This is a genomic window from Azomonas macrocytogenes (assembly GCF_014191985.1).
Taxonomy (GTDB): Bacteria; Pseudomonadota; Gammaproteobacteria; order Pseudomonadales; family Pseudomonadaceae; genus Azomonas; species Azomonas macrocytogenes.
The window spans coordinates 1-6,866 of the sequence record NZ_JACHXI010000042.1 but is presented as its reverse complement, the minus strand read 5'-3'; the positions used below and the strand labels follow the sequence as shown (position 1 = coordinate 6,866).

Genomic DNA, 6,866 nt, shown 5'->3' with positions numbered 1-6,866 from the left:
GACAGGGTACGTCGCTGGGCGGAATGACCAGGATCGGGACGGGCCTTGGCGTGCAGGCCGGCAGCAGGGGAAGCGGGATTTAGACGTGGATGCGCATGCGTTGCCATCGCCCCCTCGCTCGTCGAGCGATGAGGTAGAGCGAAGGTTTACGCTTGCACAAACTCGCGGGCGTAGTCATACTCGACTCACCAAATCGTTAGTCGTTGGTTTGGGTTGGATGACCCTCTTTCAAAAGGTCCAGCCCATTCGTTTCAGTAGAAGGCCCCGGTCGGCAAACCGGGGCCTTCTGCATTTCTGGATCTGTCTATGTCATCAATACGATCTCTTGGGTTGACTCAGCGCCTTGTACGGCAAACAAGGCGTTGAGCTTTATGGTTTTTGCGTGGGCGTGCGCCAGGCGCGTGTGCAGGGCATCAGCATACGCCGGTTCGAATCTCCGGAACGGTTGCGGTGCAGCTACCAGGCAAAGGTGCTGGCCTGCTTCCTTGACAACAGCGAGCGAATCGAAGCCCATAGGCATCCCTGCGAAAACCAATATAGGAAATGAATAACCGGTGAACTATGGTGCCAGTTCGGCTTTGATGCAAGCGCTTTGCGAGATAATCTTTTTTTAGGTGAAGAAAGTGCTTTGATAAACACCAAAAACATCTAAATAAAAAACTATTTTTTTGATGCCGCCTGTTTATTCAAGTTTGCGCAAAACTTCCCAATGAAGTGGAGCAAGCTGGCTGTTTGCCAGACGTTCGGCATCTATTTCTGCTTGAGCCGACGAGTCCCAGACTTGCTCTGAGCAGCGCAGCACGCCGTTTTCCAGGTCGTGATAAAGCAAATCGAAGGTGGGTGTACCGTAATGATCCGACACATCGCGAACCAGGAAGCAACAGGGATAGGGAGTTGTGGTAGACATTCGAAGGTATCTTCAACTACTGATGGATTGATATGAGCTGTTGTCGCACACCCTGTAAAAACCCCAAATGCAATATCGCTGCTTAATTAAGTAAGAGAGTCTTTAGTTTGCTACGAACGAACAAACTTAGTTGTAGTTGTAGTTCGGATTGTTACGAACGGACAAATATAAGCTTGCCAGTATCAGCCTCAATTGTGCAGGTATAACATCATAGCTATAGGATGTTCCTTCCTCGTTCTCTTTCCCTTTTTAGGTAAACAATTACCGGAGCATCCGTCAAGATTTCACGGCAAGACCTCTGACATAGGTGCGCGCCGACTGACTACCGCTTGTGATCGTAGCCGTATCCTTGGACAGTTCAGCGGTGTTTGTTGTGGCGTCGTTGCCGTTATCGAAATGCACCTTTAACTCGAACGGTTGAGTCATATCCGGCCACTATTCTTGGCGTAATGGGGCACTGTACGAATGACTGGCCAAGCGCTTGAGCATTGCCCTGTGTGTCTGGGCCTTGTCGAAGGATTCGTCACCGTCGATGCCAAAAACGGCAGGATTCCCCTATTGGATATTGGCGATTGCAAGGAGTGGTGGTGACGCCGACGGTGAGTCGGCAGGGACCAGATGATCCCTTTCACCGTCTAACTGCGGAAAATTCGAGAGGAGAAAATCTTCCCAGTCCTGCATCAGTGCACGACGTTTCTCTAGTAGATCTCCCCGGTTGTAGGCGGCTTCCACCTTGCTGCCCAGCGAGTGGGCCAGGGCCATTTCGCACACCTCGCGTTGGTGGTCGGTGTATTCAGCCGCCCAGGTCCGGAAGGTAGAACGAAAGCCGTGCGGTACCGCCTCGGTAATCTTGAGTAAGGCGAGTGTGCGGCCAATGGCATTACTCGGAATCGGCCCGGTACGCCTAGCGTTGATAAATACCCACTCCGGGTGCCGTCCTTGCTGTTGTTTTAACACCTTCAGCATACTTTCGGTCAGCGGAATCCGATGCGGCTTGCCGCTCTTCATTCGCTCGGCCGGAATCACCCAGAGGTTTTCCTTCCTGTCGATTTCCTCCCAGCGTGCGCCACGGACCTCCTGGTTACGGGTAGCGGTCAGGATCATCAGTTCGCAAGCTCGGGCAGCAGCTCCCTCCAAGCTGTCGAGCTTGTATAGCAGCTTCCCAGCGGCGGCCGATGTCAAGGCGGTGAAAGGTTGTACCGTATGCCCAGGTTTGGGCAGGAGCTTATCCAGATGCCCCCGCCATCGGGCAGGGTTTTCTCCTTCGCGCCGCTGGTGCGCCTTGGCGGCATCGAGCACCAATTCAATACGATTGCGCAGTCGGTTGGCCGTGACTGGATGCTGACCCCAGACTGGTTCCAGGACTTTCAACACCTCAGCCGTATCGATGGCTGAAACGGGCAGTTTGCCGAGCGCCGGATAAGCATAAGTGGCCATGCTGTTGCGCCACTGCTGCTGGTGCTTTGAGCTCCAGGCGGGGGAGTGGGTTTTGATATACCGTTCGGCTTCGGCCTTGAAGGAATGCAGAGCTGATTTATCGGTTTTAGCTTTGGCAGAGGCACGGGTCGCCAGTGGATCAATACCTCGGGCAATATCGAGACGTTGCTTGTCAGCCTCCAATCGGGCATCACGCAGGGACAAAACCGGATAGACCCCCAACGTCAGATCATGTCGACCGCCGAGAGAATAACGAAATACCCAGTTCTTGCGTCCGCTGTGAGTGACCCGCAGGAACAGACCGCGTCCATCCTGATAGGAACCAGGTGTGGCCACCTCTCTGACGAATTTAGGGGTGAGTTTGCTCATGCGGTCTCTCGGCCTGGGTTATGGGTTCATTCAACAGAAAGCTACTGCGAGTCTGGGAAATCTCGCCGGAATGTACGGGGATGGAGTATCCCCGTACAAATCGTCTGGAGCTCTTATAATACGCGGGTATGGCGATAAGCAAAGCTATTTATCCCACATGACAGCCCACATTTGCAGGCAAAAAAATCTCCCGGGAAGGAGATGATCAGTAATTTAGCATTCGTCTGCTGCTGTGGGATGAAAATAAGTCTTATCCCACAATTCAGTATTTATGAGGGTCTTCAGACAGACCATAAGATGGAGCAGTAATTTTATACGATTCTTATTACACATCCTCCAGATAAAATCATCTGACACTGATGAGTAATCAGTTTAAATTGTATTTCGTCAAGTGCTATTGTAATTATTAATTAATTTAATGTTGTTTAATTATAATTATGGTGAATTATAAAAATTCATATAATAATTCGATATATTTATAATTTTACAATACGTTTGCGATGACAATCCTCAGGATTTAAAACTTTCCCTGTAGAGGATTTAACAACAATATTTTCAATTTGGATTTCTGACTCTTTGTCTAAAAGAATAGAATGGGTTTCACCCGGTTTGTACATAAAATGTTCTCCCCATTGTCTCAACGTGATAATGATAGGAAATAAAGATCGACCCATCTCAGTAAGAACATATTCATTATAGATGCTTCCGTCAGAAGCAGGTTGAACACTAAAGATACCGAGATCTACAAGTGATTTGAGGCGAGTGGCTAGGATATTTTTTGCGACTCCCAAGCTTTTTCGGAAATCAGTAAAGCGTCTCGTGTCATCGAATGCGTCTCGAATAATCATCAGAGACCAGCGGTCTCCAATAGCTTCCAATGTTCTGGCCACAGGACATTCGCTTGACTCAAGTGCGGGTTTTTTAGCCATAGCTACCTCTGTTGTCAAAAAATATTCACCATCAAAAAATATATTAAAATCATAATTTTAAATAATTTTTTAGAAATTATCGCGATGTAAAGTACAAAGTGGTTGCATTATAAAACCACCGCTGATACAAAGCAAACATATGGTTTCATTTTGAAACCATGATGGCTTAATGGAAAAACAATGAATACTGAAAGCAATAATTCACTGGCTTTCACCAATAGGGATGCTTCAATACCAACGCATTCTGAAGATCAAGTTTCCAACCGTGCCGATACGAAACATACTTCGGTGCATGCCTTATCCAAACCATTACTCTTACTATTTGCAATCACTGCTGGACTATCGGTAGCTAACGTCTATTTCGCCCAACCGTTACTTGATTCAATGTCTAAAAGTCTCGGTGTTCCTTCAAGTTCGATCGGCATAGTGGTAACGATCACTCAGTTAGGCTATGCAATAGGTCTTGCTTTTCTGGTTCCACTTGGTGATCTGATTAATCGTCGCACGCTGATTCTTTCACAACTCTTCATATCTGCACTTGCATTATTGTCTGTTGCTTTTTCTTCGAGTATCCCTATCTTATTAATATCAATGTTAATTGTTGGATTAATGGCCGTTGTTGTTCAGATTCTTGTGGCGTTTACGGCTACTTTAGCCAGTCCTGACAAACGAGGACATTATATTGGTATTGTTACTAGTGGGATCGTAACCGGAATTTTATTAGCACGATTTGTTTCAGGAGTCTTTGCAGATTTGGCGGGCTGGCGATCGGTTTATCTTTTCTCGGCAGTCATGATGATTCTGATGGCAGTTATTTTCTACAAGGTAATGCCTCGGCAAACATCAGCAACTACCCGTCAAAGTTATTTTGAGATTCTTCAATCAACGGTTAGGCTATTTATTTCCGAAAAAATCATAAGGGTTCGCGCCACGCTTGCACTCCTGATATTTACATCATTTAGTATTTTATGGACCTCGCTCGTTCTCCCGTTAAGCATTCCTCCCCTTTTATTATCTCATACTGAAATTGGACTATTTGGATTAGCGGGTTTAGCTGGAGCTCTAGCTGCAGCAAAATCGGGTAAATGGGCAGACCAAGGTCTCGGGCAGCGTGTTACATGCTTATCTCTCCTTTTATTAACTGCTTCCTGGATACCCATCACCTTCGCTCAATCTTCTTTATTTCTGCTTGCTATAGGTGTGATTGCGTTAGATTTTGCAATTCAGGCTGTGCATGTCACAAACCAAAGTTTGATGTTTGCATCAAAGCCGGATTCTCAAAGTAGGACTGTTGCAGCGTATATGCTTTTTTATTCAATCGGTAGCGGCCTTGGTGCAATTGTATCAACGAACATATATTCATATTTCGACTGGATCGGGGTATGTTTTAGTGGAGCTTTAGTTAGCGGAGTAGCTTTTATATTCTGGTTTAAAACAAGAGCGCAATAAAAATAAACAACGATATGAATTTATACTAATTTCTGAAGGATGCGAGTTCCGATTCAACTCAGAGCCAGTCCTTCCTCGACAGGTATCTCAGCATACGCAAGGTGCCGTCTCGATACTGCTGATAATGCGATAGTTGCCCGCGCGATACTTCCAAAAATCCCTCAAACGCAAGTCTTTTAAGGCTTCGCCGATGCTGCGAGGATTCTCCAGATGTGATACCCGCTCCTGTAGAAACAGCAGCAGGATGTGCTTGGCGATTTGCGGGTCGAGCTTGCCTAGCTCGCGCTCGGCAACACGGTCAAATTCAATCCGCCAAGCCATAGTGCTTCAGCGACACTGACTCCGAGCGACCCGCCCGGTTGTCCAGCAAGCGCTGTTCAGCCAGGCACAGGTCTTCTAGATTGTCCAAGGGCGCCACGATGGCTTTCCGAGCATAGAAGGTTTTGGTTCTGCCGGTGGCTTTAGTGAGGTTTTCCAAGCGGTCTTCCAGCTTCGAAGGCAGTCGGATAGCAAGCATGACCAAACTCCATAATGAGGAGTCGGAGCTTCCGAGCGGCAACGCAACCTGGCCATTGCCTTCGAGGGCTGAAATTGCCAGCCTGGCGCTTCCTGGTGAGTCTTGAGAAGCCACAACTCCCTCTGGAGCTGGTTAAGCGCGACACCGCTTGCCAGCTCGGAGGAAGGCGGAGCCTTAGCCGTTCTGGCAACCATTCCCCATGACCCGATAACGCAAGGTATGTCTCTCGCCATGAGAATCTGCGTAGGTCATGACCGCCGGAGTTAAACCACAAGCCATCGAATCTTTTTTTACAGAGATAACCTCATGAATATCCGGTTTATCGCCATATTGGTAGTCATGGACCGTTTCTTCATCATTAGTTGATTGATGAGAAACAATACTATCCGTATCCAGGATAATCAGTTGAGTATCGGCAGCCAGTGGGTCAGGTTTCTCTTCGGCAGCATTAACCCCATCACACAGGGCTACAAAGGGAATCACAGCCATCATCAGAGTAGCTAAACGTTTCATGGTCATTCTCCCATTTCATCAGGCAAGCCGGTCCCTTCACTGGGTTTTCCCAGCCATGCCTGTTTTTAAAACTGGAATTTTTTCGAGGGGCTTTTCTGTCTCTCTGGAAATGATTCTAGGAGTCTGACGGTTATAAAATAAGCATTATTCTGTCTATTTATTATTTCCTTAAAAGAAAATATTGTTGTGCATCAATTTTATGCATAATTAGTTTTTTAAAGTTTAATTTTAATTAAAAACAATAAGTTAAGTTATTTATGATGATATTGAACGGCGTTACGATCGGGTGGCTAGCCGATGAAGAGAATCTTGAAGAGCGCCACCGGGTCCAGCGCTGGATGGCCATTGTCAGCGCAGAGCAGGTGCTCGGTATCGATATGGCGGGCGATCTTGCGCAACAGATGGTCCATTCTTCGAGGGTGACCCTTTCCAGTGCGTGCCGCTTAGGAGGGGGTGATCTGAGCATCGGCTCACTCCATAGGACGATAGCCAATTAAACAAAAGCCTCGGCCAGAGGACCAGGGCTTTGTCAGCAGCCGGAGGTGCCTTCTAGTACCTTTTTTATCCCTAGCTAGTGTGGATAAGGATGTTTAGATGACAGCTGCTAAGTTATCTGCGAAAGTCCATTGGGCAGTATTTCAATACGCCCATCATTTCAGCAAAGGAACCTGAGCTGCCCGCTGGTAAGGTCCATATAGCGCTGGCGCCCAGTTAAAACCTTTACCAGTCTGAGTAACATGTCCAA

General features: G+C 47.4%; 7 protein-coding genes and 1 pseudogene. 1 reads left to right on the top strand and 7 read right to left on the bottom strand.

What is annotated here, in order from left to right; genetic code table 11:
* Nucleotides 1-682: 682 nt before the first annotated feature.
* The 3 genes from FHR87_RS18500 to FHR87_RS18490 form a co-directional block, all read right to left on the bottom strand.
* Nucleotides 683-907 carry a hypothetical protein gene (locus FHR87_RS18500; RefSeq protein WP_183168247.1) on the bottom strand — a complete coding sequence of 75 codons (225 nt, stop codon included), beginning with the start codon at nucleotides 905-907 and terminating at the stop codon, nucleotides 683-685.
* Nucleotides 908-1,462: 555 nt separating this feature from the next.
* Nucleotides 1,463-2,713 carry a tyrosine-type recombinase/integrase gene (locus FHR87_RS18495; protein WP_183168246.1) on the bottom strand — a complete coding sequence of 417 codons (1,251 nt, stop codon included), beginning with the start codon at nucleotides 2,711-2,713 and terminating at the stop codon, nucleotides 1,463-1,465.
* Between the two features lie 476 nt (nucleotides 2,714-3,189).
* The gene (locus FHR87_RS18490) at nucleotides 3,190-3,642 is read right to left on the bottom strand and encodes a winged helix-turn-helix transcriptional regulator (RefSeq protein ID WP_183168245.1); all 453 of its coding nucleotides are present in this window, start codon (nucleotides 3,640-3,642) and stop codon (nucleotides 3,190-3,192) included.
* A 180-nt stretch (nucleotides 3,643-3,822) separates the two neighbouring features.
* Here FHR87_RS18490 and FHR87_RS18485 point away from each other — a divergent pair, with 180 nt between their 5' ends.
* Complete coding sequence (locus FHR87_RS18485) at nucleotides 3,823-5,091, top strand: MFS transporter (RefSeq protein ID WP_183168244.1); 1,269 nt, start codon at nucleotides 3,823-3,825, stop codon at nucleotides 5,089-5,091.
* Nucleotides 5,092-5,178: 87 nt separating this feature from the next.
* Here the strand turns inward: FHR87_RS18485 and FHR87_RS18480 are convergent, their stop codons facing one another.
* From FHR87_RS18480 to FHR87_RS19425, 4 genes and pseudogenes are all read right to left on the bottom strand, one after another.
* Nucleotides 5,179-5,412 carry a type II toxin-antitoxin system RelE family toxin gene (locus FHR87_RS18480; protein ID WP_183168243.1) on the bottom strand — a complete coding sequence of 78 codons (234 nt, stop codon included), beginning with the start codon at nucleotides 5,410-5,412 and terminating at the stop codon, nucleotides 5,179-5,181.
* A complete protein-coding gene (relB, locus tag FHR87_RS18475; RefSeq protein ID WP_183168242.1) occupies nucleotides 5,396-5,608 on the bottom strand; it encodes a type II toxin-antitoxin system RelB family antitoxin in 213 nt (70 codons plus the stop codon). The genes FHR87_RS18480 and relB overlap by 17 nt, the downstream gene beginning before the upstream one ends.
* Before the next feature lie 174 nt (nucleotides 5,609-5,782).
* Nucleotides 5,783-6,121, bottom strand: a complete 339-nt coding sequence (locus FHR87_RS18470; RefSeq protein WP_183168241.1) for a DUF2790 domain-containing protein — start codon at nucleotides 6,119-6,121, stop codon at nucleotides 5,783-5,785.
* 293 nt (nucleotides 6,122-6,414) lie between these two features.
* A pseudogene (locus FHR87_RS19425) lies at nucleotides 6,415-6,587 on the bottom strand (transposase); the annotation flags it as partial.
* Nucleotides 6,588-6,866 lie beyond the last annotated feature (279 nt).

What these genes read in the sequence shown, in the direction of transcription:
- FHR87_RS18495 (WP_183168246.1), bottom strand. Translation starts at nt 2,713, where the DNA reads ATGAGCAAACTCACCCCTAAATTCGTCAGAGAGGTGGCCACACCTGGT.
- FHR87_RS18485 (WP_183168244.1), top strand. Translation starts at nt 3,823, where the DNA reads ATGAATACTGAAAGCAATAATTCACTGGCTTTCACCAATAGGGATGCT.
- relB (WP_183168242.1), bottom strand. Translation starts at nt 5,608, where the DNA reads ATGCTTGCTATCCGACTGCCTTCGAAGCTGGAAGACCGCTTGGAAAAC.
- FHR87_RS18480 (WP_183168243.1), bottom strand. Translation starts at nt 5,412, where the DNA reads ATGGCTTGGCGGATTGAATTTGACCGTGTTGCCGAGCGCGAGCTAGGC.
- FHR87_RS18490 (WP_183168245.1), bottom strand. Translation starts at nt 3,642, where the DNA reads ATGGCTAAAAAACCCGCACTTGAGTCAAGCGAATGTCCTGTGGCCAGA.
- FHR87_RS18500 (WP_183168247.1), bottom strand. Translation starts at nt 907, where the DNA reads ATGTCTACCACAACTCCCTATCCCTGTTGCTTCCTGGTTCGCGATGTG.
- FHR87_RS18470 (WP_183168241.1), bottom strand. Translation starts at nt 6,121, where the DNA reads ATGAAACGTTTAGCTACTCTGATGATGGCTGTGATTCCCTTTGTAGCC.